This window comes from Trueperaceae bacterium, from assembly GCA_023954415.1.
Lineage (GTDB): Bacteria > Deinococcota > Deinococci > Deinococcales > Trueperaceae > JAAYYF01.
Window position 1 is genome coordinate 384,983 of the sequence record JAMLIB010000001.1, and the last position, 20,605, is coordinate 405,587.

General features: G+C 71.6%; 18 protein-coding genes and 1 tRNA gene. 13 read left to right on the top strand and 6 right to left on the bottom strand.

Annotated elements, in window-relative coordinates; all coding sequences use genetic code 11:
• Window positions 1-2: 2 nt before the first annotated feature.
• Both M9914_01705 and M9914_01710 read left to right on the top strand, forming a co-directional pair.
• Window positions 3-419 carry a cobalamin B12-binding domain-containing protein gene (locus M9914_01705; protein MCO5172886.1) on the top strand — a complete coding sequence of 139 codons (417 nt, stop codon included), beginning with the start codon at window positions 3-5 and terminating at the stop codon, window positions 417-419.
• Window positions 420-534: 115 nt separating this feature from the next.
• Window positions 535-1,497, top strand: a complete 963-nt coding sequence (locus M9914_01710) for a M23 family metallopeptidase (protein MCO5172887.1) — start codon at window positions 535-537, stop codon at window positions 1,495-1,497.
• Window positions 1,498-1,646: 149 nt separating this feature from the next.
• On the opposite strand, the gene M9914_01715 is transcribed toward M9914_01710, so the two are convergent.
• Window positions 1,647-2,345: a C4-type zinc ribbon domain-containing protein gene (locus M9914_01715; GenBank protein ID MCO5172888.1), complete on the bottom strand. Its 699-nt coding sequence runs from the start codon at window positions 2,343-2,345 to the stop codon at window positions 1,647-1,649.
• A 128-nt stretch (window positions 2,346-2,473) separates the two neighbouring features.
• Between M9914_01715 and M9914_01720 the strand changes: the two genes are divergently transcribed.
• From M9914_01720 to M9914_01745, 6 genes are all read left to right on the top strand, one after another.
• Window positions 2,474-2,950 (top strand): hypothetical protein, encoded by a 477-nt coding sequence (locus tag M9914_01720; protein MCO5172889.1) that lies wholly within the window; start codon window positions 2,474-2,476, stop codon window positions 2,948-2,950.
• A gap of 83 nt (window positions 2,951-3,033) precedes the next feature.
• Entirely contained in the window at window positions 3,034-4,446 is a 1,413-nt protein-coding gene (locus M9914_01725) for a DUF512 domain-containing protein (GenBank protein ID MCO5172890.1), read from the top strand.
• Complete coding sequence (gene ubiA, locus M9914_01730) at window positions 4,415-5,332, top strand: putative 4-hydroxybenzoate polyprenyltransferase (protein MCO5172891.1); 918 nt, start codon at window positions 4,415-4,417, stop codon at window positions 5,330-5,332. The genes M9914_01725 and ubiA overlap by 32 nt, the downstream gene beginning before the upstream one ends.
• A gap of 60 nt (window positions 5,333-5,392) precedes the next feature.
• Window positions 5,393-5,468: transfer RNA gene (locus tag M9914_01735), tRNA-Asp, on the top strand.
• A gap of 116 nt (window positions 5,469-5,584) precedes the next feature.
• Window positions 5,585-6,244 carry an LON peptidase substrate-binding domain-containing protein gene (locus M9914_01740; protein MCO5172892.1) on the top strand — a complete coding sequence of 220 codons (660 nt, stop codon included), beginning with the start codon at window positions 5,585-5,587 and terminating at the stop codon, window positions 6,242-6,244.
• Window positions 6,241-7,425 carry a tRNA pseudouridine(13) synthase TruD gene (locus M9914_01745; GenBank protein ID MCO5172893.1) on the top strand — a complete coding sequence of 395 codons (1,185 nt, stop codon included), beginning with the start codon at window positions 6,241-6,243 and terminating at the stop codon, window positions 7,423-7,425. The genes M9914_01740 and M9914_01745 overlap by 4 nt, the downstream gene beginning before the upstream one ends.
• A gap of 68 nt (window positions 7,426-7,493) precedes the next feature.
• Here M9914_01745 and M9914_01750 read toward each other — a convergent pair whose 3' ends face one another.
• Window positions 7,494-9,965: a VWA domain-containing protein gene (locus M9914_01750; GenBank protein ID MCO5172894.1), complete on the bottom strand. Its 2,472-nt coding sequence runs from the start codon at window positions 9,963-9,965 to the stop codon at window positions 7,494-7,496.
• 201 nt (window positions 9,966-10,166) lie between these two features.
• Between M9914_01750 and M9914_01755 the strand changes: the two genes are divergently transcribed.
• The 3 genes from M9914_01755 (at window position 10,167) to M9914_01765 (ending at window position 12,834) form a co-directional block, all read left to right on the top strand.
• Window positions 10,167-11,291 carry a HAMP domain-containing histidine kinase gene (locus M9914_01755; GenBank protein ID MCO5172895.1) on the top strand — a complete coding sequence of 375 codons (1,125 nt, stop codon included), beginning with the start codon at window positions 10,167-10,169 and terminating at the stop codon, window positions 11,289-11,291.
• Window positions 11,288-11,926, top strand: a complete 639-nt coding sequence (locus tag M9914_01760) for a ribonuclease HII (GenBank protein ID MCO5172896.1) — start codon at window positions 11,288-11,290, stop codon at window positions 11,924-11,926. Before M9914_01755 ends, M9914_01760 begins: the two co-directional genes overlap by 4 nt.
• A gap of 110 nt (window positions 11,927-12,036) precedes the next feature.
• On the top strand, window positions 12,037-12,834 hold the full coding sequence (locus tag M9914_01765; protein MCO5172897.1) for a hypothetical protein: 798 nt from the start codon (window positions 12,037-12,039) through the stop codon (window positions 12,832-12,834).
• 64 nt (window positions 12,835-12,898) lie between these two features.
• Here the strand turns inward: M9914_01765 and M9914_01770 are convergent, their stop codons facing one another.
• Complete coding sequence (locus M9914_01770; GenBank protein MCO5172898.1) at window positions 12,899-13,915, bottom strand: hypothetical protein; 1,017 nt, start codon at window positions 13,913-13,915, stop codon at window positions 12,899-12,901.
• A gap of 49 nt (window positions 13,916-13,964) precedes the next feature.
• Window positions 13,965-14,726, bottom strand: a complete 762-nt coding sequence (locus M9914_01775; GenBank protein MCO5172899.1) for a metallophosphatase family protein — start codon at window positions 14,724-14,726, stop codon at window positions 13,965-13,967.
• A gap of 162 nt (window positions 14,727-14,888) precedes the next feature.
• Here M9914_01775 and M9914_01780 point away from each other — a divergent pair, with 162 nt between their 5' ends.
• The gene (locus M9914_01780) at window positions 14,889-16,013 is read left to right on the top strand and encodes a PEGA domain-containing protein (GenBank protein ID MCO5172900.1); all 1,125 of its coding nucleotides are present in this window, start codon (window positions 14,889-14,891) and stop codon (window positions 16,011-16,013) included.
• Between the two features lie 23 nt (window positions 16,014-16,036).
• Here the strand turns inward: M9914_01780 and M9914_01785 are convergent, their stop codons facing one another.
• Entirely contained in the window at window positions 16,037-17,020 is a 984-nt protein-coding gene (locus tag M9914_01785; protein MCO5172901.1) for a hypothetical protein, read from the bottom strand.
• 187 nt (window positions 17,021-17,207) lie between these two features.
• On the opposite strand from M9914_01785, the gene glgP reads away from it, so the two are divergent.
• On the top strand, window positions 17,208-19,760 hold the full coding sequence (gene glgP, locus M9914_01790; GenBank protein MCO5172902.1) for an alpha-glucan family phosphorylase: 2,553 nt from the start codon (window positions 17,208-17,210) through the stop codon (window positions 19,758-19,760).
• 46 nt (window positions 19,761-19,806) lie between these two features.
• Here glgP and pgl read toward each other — a convergent pair whose 3' ends face one another.
• Window positions 19,807-20,544 carry a 6-phosphogluconolactonase gene (gene pgl, locus M9914_01795; protein ID MCO5172903.1) on the bottom strand — a complete coding sequence of 246 codons (738 nt, stop codon included), beginning with the start codon at window positions 20,542-20,544 and terminating at the stop codon, window positions 19,807-19,809.
• Window positions 20,545-20,605 lie beyond the last annotated feature (61 nt).

The following is a 20,605-nucleotide window of genomic DNA, read 5'->3' on the forward strand; positions in this document are numbered from 1 at the left end:
CGATGGACAGACCCATTCGGGTCCTCATAGCGAAGCCCGGCCTCGACGGCCACGACCGGGGCGCCAAGGTGATCGCTCGGGCGCTGCGCGACGCCGGCATGGAGGTCATATACACGGGGCTGCGCCAGACGGCCGAGATGATCGTCAACGCGGCCGTCCAGGAGGACGTCGACGCGGTCGGCCTCTCGGTCCTCTCCGGGGCCCACATGCACTACTTCAGGGAGGTGGCCGCCGCCCTGGCGGCGCGCGACGCCACCGACATGCTGCTGTTCGGCGGCGGCATCGTGCCGGACATGGACTTGCCGACGCTGGCCGAGCTCGGCGTCGGTCGGATCTTCACGCCGGGCGCGAACACGGACGACGTCGTCGCCTACGTTAGGTCGGAGATCGCGAGGAGGCGCGGCCAGGCCGCCTACTGAGCCCCACAATCCTCATGACTTTCTCAACATCTGGTTGGTACGGTAACCACGATGATCTGACCTCGAGGGGGCTCTAGCCTTGCTAAAAAAGTCGATTGCTGCCTGCTTGGTGTTGGTGGCTGCCCTGCCAAGCATCGCCAGCGCTGAGGCTTATGCCCTGAGGACCGTGGTTCCCGGCGATTCGATCGGGCTGATCGCGGAGCGGTACCACATCACCGTTGACTCCTTGCTCGGCGCGAACCAGCTCGAATCCAGCCTTATCAGACCAGGCGACGTCTTACGGGTCCCTTACGTGGCGGCCGTCGGTGGTCCGCTGGGCGAGAGCGTCGCCACGCCGCCCGGCTTCCGCTGGTACAGCCTGGGCAAGGGCGAGACGCTGAGCTCCGTCGCCAGCCGCTTCGGCCTGGGCCTCAACGCCCTCGTCGGAGCCAACCCCGACATCTCCTCGCTCGACCGCCTCCCGGCCGGCTACGAGCTCCTGGTGCCGCCGAGCGCGGGCCTCGTCATCCGCCTCGGCGAGGGCGAGAGCGTGCTGGACCTCTTGGCGAGCTACGACCTCGACCCGGCCACGTTCGCCCGGGCCAACGGGCTGCGCTCGCCCTTCGACGTCGTTCCCGGCATGCTCCTGTTCCTCCCCAAGGTGGTGCCGACCGACGCGCTCGCCCGCCTGCAGAAGGTGCGGGAGGCGGAGAACCGCTACGTCTGGCCCATCCACGGCCGCCTCACCTCTTACTTCGGCCCCCGCAACCTCGGCATGGGCACGTCGAGCTTCCACCGCGGCATAGACATCGCTGCCCCGAGCGGCACGCCCGTCGGCGCGTCACGCGGCGGCACGGTGACGTTCGCCGGCTGGTCCACCCAGGGCTACGGCAACCTGGTCCGCGTCCGGCACGCAGACGGCTCCGAGGCGTGGTACGGCCACTTCAGCTCCATCTCGGTCAGCGTCGGCCAGTACGTCAACCAGGGCGACCGCGTCGGCCGTGTCGGCTCGACCGGCCTCTCGACCGGCCCCCACCTGCACTTCGAGGTCCACGAGTCGAACGGCAACGCCCGCGACCCGCTCGCCGTGCTCCCCTGAGGCCGGCGGGCGGGTCGGTGGCCCGAGGCTGAGCGAGCACCCGGCGCGCCGGGGTTACGGCGCGCTGTAACGGCAAGCGTTCGGGGCCCGCTGCGGCAAGGCTGGAGCGGGCCCCGAACGCTTGGTTACCCCGCCATGGCGGGGCTACCTCAGGACTTGTAGTAGAGGATCCGGCCGCAACTCGGGCAGCGCGTCACGTTGTCGGCGCGCTTGACCTTCTGCACGACGTGGATCGGCAGGCGGACGTTGCAGCCGCCGCACGTGCCGTTGCCGACGACCTCGGCGAGCCCTAGCCCGCGCTTGGCCTTGCGCACCTGCTCGTACTGTTGGAGCAAGGCGGGGGTGATGCCGTGCGCCAGGGCCGTACGCTCCTGCGCGAGGCTGACGCTGCGCGCGTCGACCTCCGCCACCCGGTCCGCCTCGGCTTGCACCAATGCCTCGAGCTCCGGCACGAGCGCCGCCAGCTCGGCGTGCAGCCCAGCGACCTCGGCATCCAGGGCCGTTTGGCTCTCGAGCAGCGGGAGCGTGTCCTCCTCGAGCTCGGTCAGGCGGGTCGCGAACTGCAGCTCCTGGTTCTGGTACTGCGACGCTTCCTTGGTCGTCGAGGCCCGCACCGCGGAGTCCGCGGCGGAGCGCCGCCGCTCCTGCAGCGCCTTCAGTTCGAGCTCGTTGGCGTTCACACGCTTTCGCAGCTCGTCCTGCGCCTGCTCCTTGAGCGCTATGCGCGCCTCGAGGTCGCGCTTCTTCGCTTCGGTGGCCGTAAGCTCCGGGGGCACCTGACCGCGCTCTTCGCGCAAGCTGTCCAGCTTGAGGTCGAACGCTTGTACTTCGGCCAGTTGGGTGAGCATCATGCCTCCGGTAACGAAAAACCCCCGCCCGGATGCTTATGGGCGAGGGTGCGGTCTACGCCTAGGTAGTTCGGTCGAGTCACGCCCCGGAGTGTAGCACGCACCCTAGCGGGTTAGACTTCGACTACATGCTGGAGGACTCGCCAGAAGGCTTCGCTTCGCGTTGGGCACGGTACGCGGCCGAGGTCGAGCTGTTCCCGCGCACCGAGGGCAGCCCGCTCCTCGAATGCAAGGCAGGAAGCGCCATGCTGCAGCTCTTCGAGCGCACCGGGCCGTACCTCTCGCGCCCGGGCGTCAAGCGGGTCATCATCCATCCGCTCGCCGACGCCGTCGAGCGCCTGGCTGCCGGTGCCGAACCCGCGCTCGTCGCCGACGGCATCAGCAGCCTGCAAGCGCAAGGCACGGTCCTGGCCGTCGAGGGGGAGTTCGTGGTCCTCGACGCCGGCGTGCCGCTCGTCGTCGGCTTGCGCGGCGAGCTTCCCGACGGCCTCGCCGTGGGGGAGTCGGTGCGCTGCGACTGCCCGGCGCCCGTTCACGGCTTCGTGGTCTCGGCCGCCGCCCCCCGCAGCGCGGCGAAACGAGAGCGCCACGAGGACCAGATCTGAGCCGGCGCCCGCCTGCCGGCCCCGAGCGCGCCCGTCACCGGGCCGCCGCCAAGCCCCACTCGCGCCTGCTACACTGACCCGTTATGCCGCGCGTCGTCTTGAGCCGCAAGGACCCTCAACCGGTCAAGATCACCCCCGCCCGCATCCGCGAGGTGGCGCCGGGCTCGGCGGCGGCGAAGGCCGGCGTGGAGGCGGGTTGGGAGCTCCTCACGGTCAACGACCAGCCCATCCCGGACGTGCTCGCGTACCGCCGCGAGCTCCAGGCCGGCACGGCGGAGCTGCGCGTGCGGGCGCCGACCGGCGACGACACGACGTTCGCCGTCGCCTGGGAGGAGCCGGGCCTCGAGTTCGACGACGTCATCTTCGACGGCATCCGGCTCTGCGCCAACCACTGCGACTTCTGCTACATCCACCAGATGCCCAAGGGCATGCGCAAGAGCCTCTACATCATGGACGACGACTTTCGCACGTCGTTCCTCTACGGCTCGTTCGTGACCCTCACGAACCTCCGGGAGGGCGACGTGCAGCGCATCCTCGACGAGCACCTTAGCCCCCTCTACGTGAGCGTTCACACGGCCAACGAGGCCAAGCGCGCCGAGCTCATGAAGTGGTGGCCCAACAAGGTCGCCACGGAGGAGGCGCTCAGCGTCCGCAACATGATCGAGCGCCTGGAGAGCATCGAGCTGTACACGCAGATGGTCCTCGTCCCCGGTCGCAACGACGGCGACGACCTGGACGAGACGCTCGACTACCTCGCCTCCCGCCCGAACGTCCTCGCGGCCGCCGCCGTTCCCGTCGGGCTGACGGGGCACCGCTCCCACCTGGTCGCCCTCGAGCCGTACACGCAGGAGCAGGCCGCCGACGTGATCGCGCGCGTGCACGCTTTCCAGCGGCGCATGCTGGCCGAGCGCGGCACGCGCTTCGTGTTCGCCTCCGACGAGTTCTACATCCGGGCCGGCCTCCCGCTGCCGGCCGACGAGGCCTACGAGGGCTACACCATGCTCGAGAACGGCGTCGGCATGGTCCGCGACTTCCTCTCGACCGGTGTCCCGGTCCTCCCTGAGCGCCTCGAGCGCCCCAGGCACGTGCTCATCGCGACCGGCAGGCTCTTCGCCCCCGTGCTGCGGGAGGCCCTGCGGTCGCTCGAGGGGGTGGAGGGCCTTCACCTGGAAGTGCGCGCCATCACGAACCGCACGTTCGGCGAGGTCACCACGGTCGCCGGCCTGCTCGCCGGCCGCGACATCCTCGGCGGCGTGCGGCCCGGCGAGGCCGACCTGCTGCTCCTGTCGCCCAACATGTTCAAGTACGGCACCGAGACGATGCTCGACGACCTGACCCGCAGCGACCTCCAGGCCGAGCTCGGCATGCGGATCGCCGTTGGCGGCACGAACCTGGCCGAGCTCGTCGACACGGTCCTCACCGGCGAGGTGCACGACCACCTGCCGAGCTTTGGCTTCTCGACCCATGCCATCAAGGAAGCTGCCAAACAGCACTGACGTGACGGGCGGCGTGCGGACGGGAGGCGGGGGGAGGTTGACGTTCGCGACGCTCGCGTCGTTCGTCAAGCTCGAGCACACCCTGTTCGCCCTGCCGTTCGCCTACGGCGGCATGCTGCTCGCGGCCGGCGGCTGGCCGGGCTGGCGCGTGTTCCTGCTCGTGACGTTGGCGATGGTGGGGGCCAGGACGGCCGCGATGGCCGCCAACCGCGTCATCGACGCCGAGCTGGACGCCCTCAACCCGCGCACGGCCGGGCGCGAGATCCCAGTAGGCAAGCTGACGGCGCGCGACGGTCGGCTCGTGGCGCTCGTTAGCCTGCTCGTGCTCGCCGTGACGGCCGCGCTCCTCAACCCCCTGACGCTCGTCCTGCTGCCGGTCGCCGTGGCGTTCCTCGTCGCCTACCCCTACACCAAGCGCTTCACGTGGGCATGCCACCTGTGGCTCGGCTTGACGATCGGCGCCGCGGCCGCCGGCGGCTACATCGCCGTGAGCGGCGCGTTCGCGCCGGCCGCCTGGCTGCTGTGGCTGGGCGTGGGCGCCTGGGTGGCCGGGTTCGACGTCGTCTACGCGCTCCTCGACCGCGAGTTCGACCTGAACCACGGCGTCCGCTCCATCCCGGCGCGCTTCGGCGTGGCCGGCGCGCGCGCGTGGGCGGCCGCCCTGCACGGCCTCGCGCTCGCCGCCCTTGCGGCGGTGCCGTTCGTCAGCGACCTCGGCTGGCCCTACTGGCTCGCTCTTACGGTCACCGCGCTCGTGCTCGCCTGGCAGCACCTCGCGCTGCGCAGCCGCACCGCGGGTGAGGTCCTGGCGGCCTTCAACGCCAACCTCGTCGTCGGTCTGCTCATGCTCGGCGGCATCGTCCTCGGGCTGGTGGTGCCCGGCTGAACCGGTGGCGGCGGGCGGCCTTGACCGCGCCCCGACCCTCACGTACACTCGCCTTCGCGTGGAGCCGTAGTGTAGCGGTTAGCATATCTGCCTGTCACGCAGAAGGTCGCGGGTTCAAATCCCGTCGGCTCCGCCAAGCGAGCAGCGCCCCGGCACTCGAGGGAGTGCCGGGGCGCCCTTCATTGCCGCACGGTGAAGGGGCAAGCACCTCACGAATCACGTGTCGCCGCCGGCACCTGGTACCGTCTAGGCATGAGCAAGCTGCCCGTCTTCCCCTTGGACGTCGTCGTCTTCCCAGGCATGACCGTCCCGCTGCACGCCCACGAGGAGCGCTACAAGCGCCTGGTCCGTGAGGTGCTCGCGCAGGAGGAGGAGCCCAAGCGCTTCATCATCGTCTACTCGGACGCCGCCCCGGCCATCACGGATGTCGCGCCCCGCATGGCGCGTTACGGCACCGTGGTGCACGTACTCTCGGCCGAGGAGAACGTCGACGGCACCTTCGACCTGCTCGTGCACGGTCAAGAGCGCACGCGCGTCGAGGTCGACACCGTCGTCGAGGTCACGGAGCGCGGCGGCTCGAGCAGACCCCTCGGTTACGCCGAGGAGCGCCCCGCGCCCCTCTACCGGGGCGACCCGAACGAGGAGGCCATCGCGGCCTGGGACGCCCTCGACACCTTCCGGACCTACGCCGGCACGCGTTTCGACGGCGACGCCGGCGAGGAGATAGACAAGCACGTTCCCGAAGACCCCTTCTACCAGGCGTCGTTCGTGTGTGCGAACATCCTCGTTCCCACGGCCGCCAAGCAGACGTTGCTCGAGGCCGAGTCCTTGCGCGAGCGCTTCGACCTGGCTCGCGGCATGATGCTCGAGCGTATGCAGCGTAGGGGGCGCGCCAAGCGGGGAAGGGCGTGACGGCCGCGGGCGAGCCGGTGGACAATGCGCGCGAGCCGCTCTCGGGGGCCGCCGTCGCGGCCGACGAGTCGGAGCGGGAGAGGTTCGCGTTCGACTGGGGCGACCTGCCCCTCGTCACCCCCGAGGTGCCGGGTAGCGGCGGCGTCATCCGCACGGCGCCCGAGGACTTCCGGGTGACCGAGCTGCCCGCCTACCTGCCGGAAGGGTCGGGGTCACACCGGTACCTGCTCATCGAGAAGCGGGACCTCACCACGCGCGACCTCGTGCAGGCGCTGCGGCGCGCCGGCGTCGAGCAGAGCTCCATCGGCGTCGCCGGCCTGAAGGACAAGGCCGCCGTCACCGTGCAGTGGCTGTCGCTGCCCAAGCGCTACGGCGAAGCGGTGAACGAGCTGCTCGCCCTGCCCGGCGTGCGTCTCCTCGAGGAGAGCTACCACCGCAACAAGCTCGGGATCGGGCATCTTCGCGGCAACCGGTTCGAGGTGACCGTCCAAGGGGTCGACGACGGCGCCGCCCTGCGCGCCGGCGCGGTCCTCGACCGGCTCGCAGCCAGCGGTTCCCCCAACTGGTTCGGGCCGCAGCGGTTCGGGCGGTTCGGTGGCAACGCCTACGACGGCCTGAGGGTAGTGCGGGGCGAGCGCGTGCCGGGCGGGCACTACCTTCAGCGCTTCTTCGTGGCGGCCCTGCAGTCGCTCCTGTTCAACGCCATGCTGGCCGAACGCGTGGAGCGCGGCTGGTACACGACCGTCGTGAACGGCGATTGGGCGCGCAAGCACGACACGGGCGGCACGTTCCTCGTGACCGACGAGGCTGCGGAGGCCCCGCGCGCCGAGCGGCTGGAGATCAGCGCTACCCTGCCGTTGCACGGGCGCAAGGTGAAGCCGTCGGAAGGCGCGGCCGGCGCGGTCGAGAGCCTGGTGCTGGAGCGGTACGGGCTGCGCTGGGCCCAGTTCGGCTCGCGGCGTGGCGACAGGCGTTCTACGCGCGTCGTGCTCTCCGGCACGTCGGTCCGCCAGGTCGGCACGGCGCTCACCCTGACCTTCGACCTCCCCAAGGGCGCGTACGCCACCGCCGTGCTGAGAGAAGTGATGAAGGTCGACGTCGACGCCCCGTTCGAGGCTCCCATCGAGGCGGCCGGCGGCGGTGACGGCTTCGCCGCGGGCGATGGGGAGGATGCCGACTGAGCCGAAGCGCGCGACCGCCGGCGCGACCCGCCTACGCGACCGCCTGGGGGCGGCCGTTCCGCGCTCGCCTACGCCTGGTCGTCCGAACGCTTCGCCCTCGGCCCGACGCGGCGCAGTGCGAGCTCGAGCATGAACAGCGCGAGCGCGGCGCCGACGGGCCACTGCCAGACGGAACGCCGCACGGCGCCGAGCGCGGGCCGGTAGGTCTCGGGGTCGACGACCTGGCCGCCCGTCCGCTGGGCTACCTCGGCGAGCAGCACCGCCCCGTCGACGTCCGCGTACTCCGGGTCCGGCCCGGTCACGCGCGTACGGGCCACGAGCTCGTTGCCGACGGCCACTACCACGTCCGCACCGGCGTCGCCCCGCCACGGCACGGTGCCTTGGTACCGGCCGGGCGCGACCTGCTCGAGCGTCGTGCCGGCGGTACCGAAGCGGGCCTCCGCGCGCAGGTCGTTGAGGTAGACGCCGTCCCGGACCGCGTCGAGCGTGATGATGACCGAGTTGCCTTGCCGCTCCGCCGTCGCGGTCATGCCGCCCGGGCGCGCTTGCAGCCAGCGGACCACTGTGGCCACAACGCCCGGCAGCTCGGGCCAGTCACCCAGCTGCCCAGCCCAGCCGTTGAGGTCGGTCGTGAGGGCGGCGCTGCGGCCTAGGCCAGACCGGTACGTGGCGAGGAGCGGCTCGTCCGACCTCCCTACGAGCAGGGGTTGGGCGTCGGACTTGAGGCTGGTGGCGACGTACGCCCCAACGTCCGGCAGGTCGGTGGGGAAGGCGTATAGCGGGTTCGGCCTGGCGCTCGGCGTGGTCGGCTCGTCGATCAGGAGCGCGCGCGTCGCCGTCAGTGCCTCGCTCGTGAAGATGCGGGGCAGGTTGCTGGCGTCGCGCGCGGCGTAGTAGCGCCCGCCGCCCGCCGCCGCTATCTGCGCGAGCCGCTGGAAGTCGGCCGCGTCGCCGATGGCTATGGTCGAGCTGGTGATCCCCGAGGCCAGCGCCTCGCTCGCCATGGCGGCGAAGTCCGTGCCTTCCGCCCCGAACGGGCCTTGGTCGTACAGCTGGCCGTCCGAGAGGATGATGACGTGCTTGACCGACGCCTCGACCCCCTTCAACGCGTCGAGCGCCTGGCGGTAGGCGGGCGCGAGGACGGTCCCGCCCCCCGTGTCGAGCGAGTAGATGCCTGCGGCCATCTCGCGCTTGCCCCGCTCCGTCGCCTGCCTGAGCTGGAAGACCCACCGCGTGCCCGGGCCGTCGGAGAACGCGATGAGGCCAAGCAGGTCCTGCTCGTAAGCCAGGTCCACGACCTGCGCCGCCCCGTCCTTGGCCAGGTCGATCTTCGCCGGCCTCCCCGTCGCCATCGACTGCGACCGGTCGATCACCATCACCAACGCGACGAGCGGCAGGGAGACCTCGGTGCGCAGGTCCGTGGTCACGGGCAGGACATCCTCGACGGGCGTGCGGTACCACGCCCCGAAGCCGAACGAGTCCGGGCCGCCGGTCATGAGCAGGCCCCCGCCGTCCTTCACGTACTGGGCGAGCAGCGCTAGCTGGGTCTGGCTGAACTGGCCCGAAGAGCCGCGCACGACCACGGCGCTGTAGGCGAGGGGCAAGGTCAGGGCCTCCGGCCCGGCCTGGACCACGTCGAACCCCTGCAAGCGCAGGAGCGCGGCAGTCGCTGCGTCGTCGATGACCAGGACGGGGGGCCGGTTCTGGATCGAGACGACGGCCTCCGCCGAGTCGTTGGAGCGCGGCTGGTCGAACGGCACGAGGAGCTCGACCGCCACGGTGGCGGCGCCCGCGGCGGCGTTCGGCACCCCGAACGAGAACGTGAGTGCGCTCTCGCCCACCTCGAGCTCGACAGCCCGTTCGACGACCGTATCCCGGTCGACGGTGACGCGCATGGTGGCGGACGTCCGCCTGTCCGAGCGCACGACGGCCGTGCCCTCGACGCGTTGGCCGGGCGCCGCGCGCTCGGGCAGGAGGAGCTCCGCTACCCGGACGTCCTCCAACGGGGTCACGGGCAGGACGTCGACCGGGACTTGCGGGAGGGCGCTGAGCAGCGGCGCCGTTGGCGTGACGCCGTCGGACACGAGCAAGACGCGCGTGGCGCCGTTCGCGACGGCGACCTGCAGCGCGCGGGCCAGGTCCGTCGCGTCCGTCCGCAGGGTGGCGGGTACCCTGGCGCCCAGGCCGTCCACCCGCGCCGCCTCGGCGGCGACGTACGTGTAGCGGACGTCGCCGAGGTTGCCCGTCAGGTCGAGTGCGCGCACCACGGTGAGGCCGGCTTCGCCGATGGAGTCGGAGACGTCGACGAGCACGCCAAGGTGCCCCCCGGGCGCGGTGAGCCACGGCTGGGCCAGCGCGATCACGCAGGCGCACATGGCCAAGGCGCGCAGCCACCAACCGCGGCGGCGCCCTAGGTAGACGAACAGCACGAGCGGCACGGCCGCGAGCAGCAGCCAGGGGTGCGCGAAACGCAGGCCGTTCAGCTCCGACCCGAGCGTCGCGAACCCCGTTGCCAGCACCGTCCAAGGTAGAGCGTCCATTACCGTCCGGGCATGGTAGCAGGCGGGGGCGCGTCGCCACGGTAGCGACCCGGCGTTACGCCGAGCCCGACCGGGCCGTAGCCCGGTTTCCTTAATCGCTGGTTCATCGGGCGCCGTGCCGGCGACGGCGGTTCGGGTGGCCGCTGATAAGATGCTGGCGTGCCCGACCCTGCGCCCGCGGCGCCTTACGCTCTCATCGCCATGACATCCGAGGCCCGCGCCGCTGGGTTCCTCCCGGTCGTGGAGAGCGTCGGGCTGGTCGGCCAGGTGTTCACCGACGTTGAGCAGCTGCTGTACCACACGCGCGGGGCGAACGTGCCCGACGCGCTCCTGCTAGACCACGGCCTGACGGAGCGCGTGCCTTCCCTCGAGCTGGTGGCGCTGCTCAGGCGGCGCAAGGGGTTCGAGGACGTCCCGTTCCTGTACCTGGGCCCCGCCACCCCCGAGCTGCAGACGCGGGTGCTCGAGGGCGGAGCCGACGCCTACATCACGTTGCCGACGCGCCCCGAGCTCGTCAAGGCGTACCTGGGCAGGCTGCTCGAGCGCCGCATGGCCGAGAGCGCCATTCGTAAGGCGTTCGAGGGCGCGAGGCGCTTCGAGCAGGCGTACAAGGAGAGCGAGCGGATGAAGGACGACCTCATCCACATGCTCGTGCACGACTTGAAGAGCCCGATCTCCAGCGTCATGGGCCTGCTCGAGCACAGCCTCGAGATGCTGCGCGGCCAAGGGGGGGACCACGACGTCGAGGAGCTCCTCAAGATGGCGCAGATCGAGTCCCATCACCTTCTCAACCTCGCTGCCAACATCCTCGACGTGCGCAGGATGAAGGAAGGGCACATGCCCTACCAGCCCGAGTCGATCGCGAGCCTCACGGAGCTCGCGAAGGCCGCGCTCGCCGACGTCAGCGGCGGCCCGCGCGACCGCAACTTCGGCTTCCTGGTGCGACCGGAGGCGGAACAGGTCTTCGGCGACCCGAAGCTGCTCAGGCGCATCCTGGCCAACCTGATGGCCAACGCCATCAAGCACACGCGCCGGGGCGGCTACATCGACTTCCGCGCGTGGAGCAAGGACGGCAACGTCGTCTTGAGCGTGAGAGACGACGGGGAGGGGATCCCGGAGAGCGACCAGAAGCGCATCTTCAACGCGTTCGAGCAGTCGCGCCACACGATCCACGACCGGTACGACACGGGCATGGGTCTTACCTTCTGCAAGCTGGCCGTCGAGAAGCACGGCGGGCGGATCTGGGTCGAGTCCAAGGTCGGTCGCGGCAGTACTTTCTACTTCACCCTCCCTGAGCGCGTGCCGACGGTGGTCGGCGGGGCGTGAGCCGGCGGGCTCAGCCCGGCTGGGAACTCGAGGAACGGCTCTGGTCGCAGGGGGCCCGGCTCGTCGCCGGAGTGGACGAGGCCGGCCGGGGCGCCCTCTGCGGGCCCGTGGTGGTCGCCGCCGTCGTCCTGGTGCGGGGCCGCGAGCACCCTTACCGCGACTCCAAGACGCTTGGCGCCAAGCGGCGTGAGGAGCTGGCCGCCCAGGTGCGCGCCGAGGCCGTCGCGTTCGCGGTGGCGTTCGCCGGCGCCCGCGAGGTGGACGAGGTGAACGTCCTGCAGGCCACCAAGCGTGCCGCCCTGCGCGCCGTCCAAGCGCTCCAGGTGGCGCCGGACGCCCTCGTGACCGACTACCTGACGCTTCCCACCCCGCTACCGACGGTGGCCGTCGCCTCTGCGGACGCCAGGAGCTACCAGGTGGCGGCCGCCAGCATCCTCGCCAAGACGGTCCGCGACGCCCACATGGTGGCCCTGGCCGGACGCTACCCGGGGTACGGGCTCGAGAAGCACAAGGGGTACGGCGTGAAGAGCCACCTCCTCGCGCTCGCGCGCCTCGGCCCGACCCCGGAGCATAGGTCGAGCTTCGCGCCCGTCGCGCAGCTCAGGCTCCTCGAAGGCCACGCTGCGCATGGCTGACGCGTAGAATGGCGCAACCCCGACGGGCGCGCCACGCGGCCTGAGACCTCTTCGCGAGCTCCAGGCGCCGCCGCCCGGTCAGGCACGGGGTGCTCGAAGGAGCCTTCACCATGCCGGAGTGCATCGGTATCAAGTTCGACAACGGCCCGAAGATCCACTACCTCGAGGCGCCGCCGAGCGCTCCGGCCATCGGCACGCGGTGCGTCGTCTCGACGCGGCGCGGCCTCGAGCTCGGCAGAGTGCGCACGGGCGTGCGCGAGGTCGCCAAGCCGCAGGGTCACTACGTCAGGGACGCTCAGGAAGAGGACGTGCAGCGCTTCGACGAGCTGAACGTCAAGGCCGACGACCTCAAGTGGCTCCTCAAGGCGCGCGCCAGACAAGTCGACTCGGACGTCAAGATCGTGGCGCTCGAGTTCAACATCGACGAGACCCTGCTCGTGGTCAGCTACACGAGCGAGCGGCAGGCGCCCCTGCGCGTGCTCGCCCAGGAGCTAGTCGCGCACACCGAGGCCCGCATCGAGTTCGCCAACGTCGGTCCGCGCGATCAGGCGCGGATGCTCGGCGCCCTCGGCGTGTGCGGCGACGGCACCTGCTCGAGCACGTGGCTGCAGAGCTTCAACGCCGTGAGCATCAGGATGGCTCGCGACCAGCAGCTTCCGCTCAACCCCGAGAAGATCAGCGGACCGTGCGGACGGTTGATGTGTTGCCTCCAGTACGAGCACGACATGTACAAGGACCTGCTGGAGGGCCTGCCGCGCAAGGGCGCCAAGGCGTGCCACGACGGCAGCGGCACCTGCGGCCGCGTCGTCAAGCTCAACCCGCTCAAGGGCACGGTGGAGTTACGCACCGACGAGGGCGGCTTCGGCGAGTTCCCGGCGAACGAGATCACGCGCATGCGCGGGGCCTGATCAGAGAGACGACGCGGCGCTCCGGCCTGGCGCCCGCGGTCGACCGGACGGTATGGCGCGGCGCTCAGCGGCGGTCGAGGGTGAGCCGGCGCAGCTCCAAGGCCAGCACCGAGCAGGCGAGCGGCACCTGGGCGTAAGCGGCGATGGCGCGCTCGCACGCGTCGAGCGCGTCGAGCGCGGCCGCGTATTGTGCGGCCGGCAGCGAGCGGAGGGCCTCGCGCAGCCAACCGAGCGGCCCTGGCTCCTGGCCCGCTTCCATGCTCGCGGCCACGGCCTTCGCGAACGCTTCCGCGGCCTGCATGGCCGTCAAGACGTCGCCCGGCAGGGCGGCGATGAGCTCCGAGCTGGCGCTCCTGGCGGCCGCGGTCGCGTCGGCGTCCTCTAGGGCGCGGAGGAGGGCTCCCGGCTGGCCGAGCCTGACCCCGGGGTGGCCGGACAGGTCGGCGGTCGCCACCGGCGCCCCGGTCTCGCCCAGACGAGCGAGCGCGTCATCGACCGCGGCGAAGCGCACCGTCACGCAGCGAGACGCCACCGTGGGGAGGAGCGCTTCCGGTCCCGGCGCCACGAGCACGATCAGCGCCCAGGGGGGAGGCTCCTCGAGGACCTTGAGGAACGCGTTGGCGGCGGAGGTGTTGAGGGCGTCGGCATGGTCGATCAGCCCCACGCGCGTTTGGTAGCGCGGGCGCGTCGTGAGCCACGGCGCGAGGGGCTCGGGGTCGCCGCCCTCGCGTGGGACGAGCTGATCGATCCGGATCTCGAGGTTGCGCTTGGCGCGGCCCGCTTCCGTCGTGGTCGCCGGGCCGACCTCCTTGAGGTCGGGATGCATGCCGGCCAGCGCCAGGCGGCAGCTCTCGCACTCGCCGCACGGGCGCGGGCCGGAGTCCGGCGCCGAGCAGTTCGAGAAGGCGCAGAGCCACCTGGCCGCCTGCCGCCTGCCGACGTGCTCCGGTCCCGCCAGCAGGAGGCTGCGCGGCCCGGCGCTCGAGCCGCGCAGCCTCCTGAGGACCGCCAGCGCCGCGTCCTGGCCGAAGGGGGCGAGGTCGGCGACGCCCCGCCGGCCGCCCTCGGGGGGCGTGCTCACCGCTCGCCGCCGGGCGGAAGGCGCGAGCCCACCCTTCCGGGGGGGAGTGTCACCTTCCCGCCTCGAGCCGGGAAGCCAGCACCTCCGGGTAACCGGCCGCGATGACGTCGGCCTGGACGGACCGCACGTCGTAGGCGACGCGGTGGTGCATCAGCAGGCCGGCCCCGTGGTCGAAGATCACGTACGACGCCAACGGGATCTGGTCCCGCGGCTGCCCCACCGCGCCGGGGTTGGCGATGGTGCGCGCCAGCGGCGGGAGGCGGTAGGTGGAGCCGCCCGACTCCTTGAACGTGACGGTGCGCCAGAGCTCCTGCGGCCCCTTCGTGACGGTGGCGAACACCTTGGGCACATGCGTGTGGCCGACGAACAGGAGCTTCTCCGTCATGAGCCCGACGTTCGCCTGGGCCGCCGTGACGGTCGACAAGTAGTCCCACTGCTGGGCCAACGCGCCGTGCGCCGCCTCGAAGCCGTGCTGCGAGTGGCGCGGCACGAGGGCGCCGAGGAAGCGCAGCGAGTCGCCGCTCAGCGTGACGAGTTGACGTTCGAGGACGTTCATCACGACGCCGGCGGCCCAATGATCGCCTCGGTCGCCGTTGACCAGCTCGAGCAGGGCGGAGTCGTGGTTGCCAAGGATGCGCACGGCGGGGTCGAGCGCGATCAGGCGTTGAACGACCTCCTCGGCGTGCGGGTAGTAGCCGACGGCGTCGCCCAGGAACACGACCTGGTCGTAGCCCTGCTTCTTGGCGTGTGAGATCACGGCTTCCAGCGCCGGAAGGTTGGCGTGGACGTCGCTGAGCACCAGGTACCGCATGAGCGCAACGATACCAGGGCGCGTAGCCGCGCCAGACGGACGCCGCGTCCGTCTGGCCGGGTGCCGCGGGGCCGGCACGGGGCGTGCGGGGCGCGCCGACCCGGACGCCCCGTGCGGCCGCGGGGCCGGGGGAACCGGCGCGCCAGCGGCTATACTTGCAGCGTGCGCCAGCCACGTCGTCTCTACCCCTCGTTAAGACGGGGTGCCGTGCTGCTGGCATGCTTGTTCGCGTTGGCCCATGCGCAGGTCTCCGTGCCGACCTTCGGTACGCGGGGCGACGTTCCCGACTCGTTGGTGAGCGCTTTCATGCCCGCCTTCAGGTCCGCGGTCGGAGCGGCGACGGGCCTGGACGTGCGCAACGGCGAGTTGATCACCCCCGGCATCGCCGGGAGCCTGGAACCGGAGTTCGCCATGTTGATAGCGGAGCTCGACCAGGCGCGCTACGCGGTGAGCGGCGAGTTGGCACGCTCAAGCGCGGCGGCCGGCGACGCTTACGCCGTGAACATGATCGTCGTCGACTCGGAGCGCGACCGCGCCACCGACCTGATCAGCCTGCCTCTCGACCCGGACGACCTCCGTACGGCGATCACCCAGCTAGCGGCCACCGTCGCGACGTTCACGAGCGCACTGGTCGACCTCCAGAGAGGCGACGCGGGGCTGTTCGTCTCGAGCGAGCCGAGCGACGCCCAGGTGTTCCTCGACGGCGTCGCGCTCGGCAGGACCAGCCACCTCGACGTGGCCATGGTGGTGCCCGGCCGCTACCAACTCGAGGTGCGCAAGGAAGGCTTCCTCCCTGACGTCCGGATGGTCGAGCTGCGCTCGGCCGACACGGCGCTCGTCCACGTCGTCCTGACGCCCATCTCCGGCGGTAGCATCCAGGTCATCGCCAACCCGCGCGCCCACGTCTTCCTCGATGGTGTGGAGGTCGGCAGGAGCCCGCTCACGATCGCCGCCCTCCCCGGCACGCACCGGCTCACGCTCACCCGTGAAGGCTTCGTGGACGACCAGCTCGACGTGCTCGTGCGCAACTACCGCGTCACGCGCGTCGATCGCGAGCTGACGCCGGCGCTGGACCCGTTGGTCTTCTGGGAGGAGCGTCGCGAGGTGCTCGTCTACATAGACGGCGCGTTGCAGTCGGGCGCCTACGCGCAGGGAGTGAGGCCCGGCCTGCGCACCTTCGAGCTACGCGAGGCCCGCGAGTCGCGCACGTACCTGCGAGCGGTCCCCGAGCACGGCGTCTACCGGCTCGACCTCGTCACGGGCGAGCTGGTGCCGGTCGGCAACTGACGCCGGCTGCCCGGGGTCCTGGGTCAGCGGCCGCTCGACAAGGGCATGCTCAACCCGACGGAGGCGGCGTACGCCGTACCGCTCGCTACCCTCACCGCCGAGCTCACGCCCAGGTCGCTTCCGAGGTCGACGGCCAACTCCCACGTCCCGCCCGTGAACGCCGGCGCGCTCGCGGCGGCATGCACGCGCAAGGGGCGCAGGTCGAGGCGGAACGGCTCGTAGGCCGCGTCCAGGCTGACGCGAACAGGGCCCAGGTCCTCGACGAGGCTCGCCCGCCCGCCCACCGCGACGCCGGCTCGGGAGGCGCCTACGAGCGCCACGAAGGTCCAGTCGGGCGCGCGGCCCCGCGTGAGCGTCAGTCCGACCCCGCCGCCCGCGGAGGCCGTGCCGAGGCCGGGCGGCGCGTAGCCGAGCACCACGGCGAAGAGTTCGTCGTCCCCGAGCGCCCGCAGCCAGCGTAAGCGTGCCTCCCCCCGCAGCGCGACGCCGCCGGCCAGGTAGACCTCCGGGGCGACTTCCACCACCAGATCGCGGTTCGGTCGCCACGTGACCCCGGCCTGGACGCCGAAGGCCGCGCTCGCGAGGTCGGGGCGGTCCGAGGCGGTCAAGGCCTCCTGCCGGAGCAGCCGGTCGGGGCCGAACCCGGCCACGGCGAGGCGCACGGCTACCGGACCGAGAACGCCCCGCGCGCCCAGCCGACCTTCGGCGCTGCCGTCGGTCCGCAGTGCCCCCCACGCGTCGAATACGACGTTGCCTATGGGCCCGAAGGCGCGGCTCGTGCTCAAGGCGAGGCCGATCTGCGGGGCGCCGGCGTAGCGCACGTCGAGCGTCGCCGTCCCGCCCTCGACCCGCAGCGCTTCGAACCGGACGCCGAACGAGGCGCCGGCGGGCGCGGTGGCGGGGGAGAGCGCCCCCAGCCAGAACCTGACACCCTGGGCGCCGGCGGTCGTGCAGACCAGGGTGACGAGCGTGATCAGGACCAGACGCGGACCCAGGACGTTGCGCATGCCAGACGCTAACCCGTCCGCGGTCGCGGCGCGTCGTCGCAAGGTGGCGCCAGCGCGCCGCGAACGGCGCCGCAGGCGGACTTTACGGTCACGGTGTTACACTGCCGTCCGCCCTAGCGGCCAGCGCGCCGACCTGGCGTGCCAGGCCGCCTGCGCCACACGTGACACGAAGCGAGCAACCCTGAACATGAACATCCTCGGTCGACTGACACTCCTTCCCAGACTGCCCGAACCGCTCGCGCGCCTCGAAGAGCTCGCGCACGACCTCTACTGGAGCTGGCGCTCCGACGCCAGGCGCGTCTTCCGCCGCCTTGACGTCGGCCTCTGGGAGGCATGCGGGCACAACCCCGTCGCCATGCTCCGCGACATCGCCCAGGAGCGCCTCGACGCCGCCGCCCTAGACCCGGACTTCCTGGCCGAGTACACGGCGGTCATGGCGCGCTACGACGCCTACCTCGCGAGCAAGAGCTGGTTCGACTCCACCGTTGCCGTCGGAGCCGGCAACGACCACCTCTACGCCTACCTCTGCGCCGAGTACGGTTGGAGCGAGGCGATCGCGCTCTACTCCGGCGGCCTCGGCGTGCTGGCCGGCGACCACACGAAGGCGGCCTCCGACCTGGGCGTGCCGTTGGTGGCGGTCGGCCTCTACTACCCGGAAGGTTACTTCCATCAGCGGGTCGGCCCTGACGGGCGGCAAGAAGCCGTCTACCAGCGCTCGAGCCCAGCCGCCCTCCCGTTCCGACCCGCGCTCGACGCGCTCGGACGGCGCGCCGCGATAACCGTCGAGATCTTCGGACGTCAAGTGCTCGTGCAGGCGTGGGAGGTGCGCGTCGGCAAGGTCCGCGTGCTCCTACTCGACGTGGACGTCGACGGCAACGACCCCGCCGACCGCAAGCTCCTCTACCGCCTGTACGGCGGCGACCAGCGGACCCGCGTGGCCCAGGAGATGATCCTCGGCATCGGCGGGGTGCGCATGCTGAGGGCGCTCGACGTGCGGCCGACCGCCTGGCACATGAACGAGGGGCACTCGGCGTTCTCCGTCCTGGAGCGGTGCCGCGAGCTCGTCGCGGGCGGCCTGCCGTTCCCGGCGGCACGCGCGAGCGTGGCGGCGGCGACCGTGTTCACCGTCCACACCCCCATCGCCGCCGGCAACGACGCCTTCGGCTTCGACCTCGTCGATCAGGGCTTCGGGCGGTTCTTCGAGGGCCTGGGGCTGACTCAGGCCCAGTTCAACGACCTGGGCGGCGCCGACCTCGGCTGGGGACCGGTCTTCAGCATGCCGGCCCTCGCCATCCGCTTCTCGTCCGGGCGCAACGGCGTCGCGGCCCTGCACGGCGACACGAGCAGGCACATCTGGTCGCGGCTCTGGGAAGGCGTACCGGTGGCCGAGGTCCCCATCGGACACGTGACGAACGGCGTGCACATCGCTACCTGGACGTCCCCGGAGATCATCGACCTGATAGGCGACGTCGTCGGGCCCGACTGGCGCGAGCGCACGGACGACCCGGAAGCCTGGCGCGCCTTCGAGGCGGTGCCGGCCGCGACGCTCTGGCAGGTGAGGCGCCAGATGAAGGCGCGCAGCGTGCGCTTCCTACGCAGGCGCCTCCTCAGCCAACTGAGCCGCCACGAGGCGAGCCCGACGACGCTCCACGACACGAACACGCTCTTCGACCCGGACGCGCTGACGATCGGCTTCGCCCGCCGCTTCGCCAGCTACAAGCGCGCTACGTTGATCTTCTCCGACCTCGACCGCCTCGCGGCCATCATGACGAGCGTCGAGCGCCCCGTGCAGCTCGTGTTCGCCGGCAAGGCCCACCCGGCGGACGTCGAGGGCCAGCAGCTCATCGCGCGCATCCACAACCTCTCTCACGACCAGCGCTTCCAGGGCAGGGTCCTCTTCGTCGAGGACTACGACATGGCGATCGGGCGCGCGCTGACGCGGGGCGTCGACGTGTGGCTCAACAACCCCCGCCGTCCGCTCGAGGCGTCGGGCACGAGCGGCATGAAGGCCGCCATGAACGGCGTGCTGAACCTCTCCATCCTCGACGGCTGGTGGCCGGAAGGGTTCGACGGCACCAACGGCTGGGCCATCGGCACCGGCCGGACCTACCAGGACGACGCACGCTCCGACGCCGCCGACGCCGACGCGCTCTACGACCTCCTCGAGCGCGAGGTCGTCCCGCTCTACTACCAGCGCGACGCCCAAGGCGTCCCTGACGCCTGGATGCGGCGGTCGGCCAAGGCGATCGCGACGATCTCGCCGCGCTTCAACGCCCAGCGCATGGTCCGCGAGTACGTCGAGAGCTATTACGTCCCCGCGAGCGAACGCGGCGCCGAGCTGAGCGCCCACGGTCATCGCAAGGCCATCGAGCTGGCCGAGTGGACCAGGCATGTGCGCGAGCTGTGGCCGCAGGTGCGGTTCACCGCCGGTCCGCTCGCCGAGGCGCCGCTCCGGATCGGCGACGAGGTGCAGCTCGGCGCGGAGCTGCACCTGGGCGGCCTCGCCGCCGACGACGTGGTAGTGGAGATCGTCTACAGCCGCGAAGGCGACGCTCTCGAGGAGCGGCTGGAGCTCGTCCGGATGGAGGCGCGGGGCGACCGCGCGCCGGACGGCACCCAGGCGTACTCGGCGCGCTTCAGGCCGAAGCTCTCCGGGAGGCTCGTCTACGGCGCGCGCGTCGTGGCCACCAACCCGCTGCTCAGCTCGCCCTTCGACGCCCACGCCATCAAGTGGGCCTGACCGCTAGGTAGTCCGGACAGTTCGGAGCCGCCGGCGCAGCCGCGCTCTAGGCGAGGTCTACGTCCGTGACGACCACGAGCCGCTCCAACGCCGTCACGGCCATGGCGGGGTGGGCGTCGACCTCGAGCGCCGCTTCGGGCGACCAGGGCGGGCCTTCCCCGACGTCGGGCGCGCCGGCTCCGAACGTCGCCGCCACGGCGGCGGCCTTGCCGGCTCCTTGCACGAGGAAGACCACCAACCGGCTCCGGCTCAGCGTCCTGGCCCCCAGGCTGAGGCGCTCCGCGACCGCCGCGCCGCTCGGGGCCGTGGTGGCTAACGCGAAGCTCCCCGCGAGGGCGGCGCCCGTGCGAGGGAAGAGGCTCGCGGTGTGGCCGTCGTCGCCCAGGCCCAGGAGGGTGACGTCGAACACGGGCTCTGGGCCGAGGGCCGCCTCCAGCGCCCCCTGGTAGGCGGCCGCCGCCGCTTCGCCGCTCGGCAGCAGGGGCCAGAGGTGGACGTTCTCCTCCGGCACGCCCACGCGGTCGACGAGCGCCTCGAGCGCGGAGCGGGCGTTGCTGTTCGCGTCGGTGACGGGCACGCGCCGCTCGTCGCCCCACACGAAGTGGACGCGCTCCCAGGGCAGGTCTACCGCCGCGAGCCGGCGGTAGAGGGGTAGGGGCGTGGAGCCGCCGGCGAGGACCAGGCTGGCGCGCCCCCGCAGCGCGACGGCCCGTCGCAGGCCGTCCACGACGAGCGGCAAGGCCGCCGCCGTCACGTCTCGCGTATGCAGCAGCTCCGCGGTCATGCCGGAGTATAGCCAGGCGCCCGGTGGGCACGAAGCCGCCATGGGGGCGGCGGTCTCCAGA